Source organism: Stenotrophomonas sp. 3diitr2024 (assembly GCF_042136455.1).
Classification (GTDB): Bacteria; Pseudomonadota; Gammaproteobacteria; order Xanthomonadales; family Xanthomonadaceae; genus Stenotrophomonas; species Stenotrophomonas sepilia.
In genome coordinates this window covers 1-1,279 of the sequence record NZ_JBHHMJ010000219.1, presented here as the reverse complement: position 1 = coordinate 1,279, position 1,279 = coordinate 1, and the positions used below count along the sequence as shown (strand labels likewise).

1 protein-coding gene is annotated in these 1,279 nt (G+C 66.8%); it reads left to right on the top strand.

The window, feature by feature from the left end; all coding sequences use genetic code 11:
• The first annotated feature begins 110 nt into the window (after positions 1–110).
• A complete protein-coding gene (gene rodA, locus ABGA94_RS05020; protein ID WP_005419391.1) occupies positions 111–1,205 on the top strand; it encodes a rod shape-determining protein RodA in 1,095 nt (364 codons plus the stop codon).
• Positions 1,206–1,279: the final 74 nt, after the last annotated feature.

Sequence of the window (1,279 nt, the reverse complement as noted above, 5' to 3'; positions counted from 1 at the left end):
GGTCAGATCCCTTTTTCCACAGGAAAAAGGGATCTGACCCCGCAGCTCGGCTACGGAGAGCAGGAGCACCCTGACAGCTTCACGCAAGCACCCGTTGCTACCGTGCCCGCGTGAAATGGAAACGACTGACTGGCGGCTGCCGTGAGGCGCTGCGCACGATCGATCTGCCGTTGCTGGGCGCGTTGTTGATCCTGATGGGCGCCGGCCTGGCGGTGCTGCACAGCGTGTCCGGCCCGGTGGCCGGGCAGGCGGCACGCTTTGCCGGTGGGCTGTTGGCGATGTGGCTGCTGTCGCGTGTTTCGCTGCTGCGATTGCGTGCGTGGACCCCTGCGATCTACGCGCTGTCGATGCTGCCGCTGATGGCGGTGTACGTCATCGGCACCGGCAAGTACGGGCAGCGCTGGCTGAACCTCGGCGTGTTCTACCTGCAGCCGTCCGAGCTGCTCAAGCTCAGCCTGCCGCTGATGATGGCGTGGTACCTGCATCGGCAACCACTGCCGCCCTCGCCGCGCACGGTATTGACCGCCGCGCTGCTGATCGGCGTGCCGGCGGTGTTGATCCTCATGCAGCCCAACCTCGGCACCGCCACGTTGGTCACTGCCAGTGGCGTGTTCGCGTTGTTGCTGGCTGGCTTGCACTGGGGCTGGTTGGCGACCGGGGCGGCAGGGCTGGCAGTGGCTGCACCCCTGGCGTGGTTCGGCTTGCTGCGGCAATACCAGAAGGATCGTGTGCTGACCTTCCTCGACCCGGCGGCCGACCCGCTTGGTACCGGCTGGAACATCCTGCAATCGCGCATCGCGATCGGTTCCGGGGGCTGGCAAGGACGTGGCTGGGGGCAGGGCACACAGGCCACGCTCGATTTCCTGCCCGAGTACACCACCGACTTTGCGTTCTCGGTGCTGGCCGAAGAGTTTGGCTGGATCGGCGTGGCGACGCTGTTCGCGCTGTACCTGTTCGTGGTGGGGCGTTGCCTGTGGATTGCGGTGCACGCGCGCGACACGCACGCGCGATTGCTGGCCGGTAGCCTGGGGCTGGCGTTCTTCGTCTACGTGCTGGTGAACGGCGGAATGATTTCCGGCCTGCTGCCGGTGGTGGGCATTCCGATGCCGCTGATCAGTTATGGCGGGACCTCGGCGGTTTCGCTGTTGGCCGGCATCGGGCTGGTGATGGCGGTACGCGGGCATCGGCCCGTGCACGGGGGATAGCGTTTCCAGCCAACGGCGCAGCCCCTCGTGGGTGGTCGCGCAACGCGGCTCATGTGTGGGGCGGGTGCGGTGGG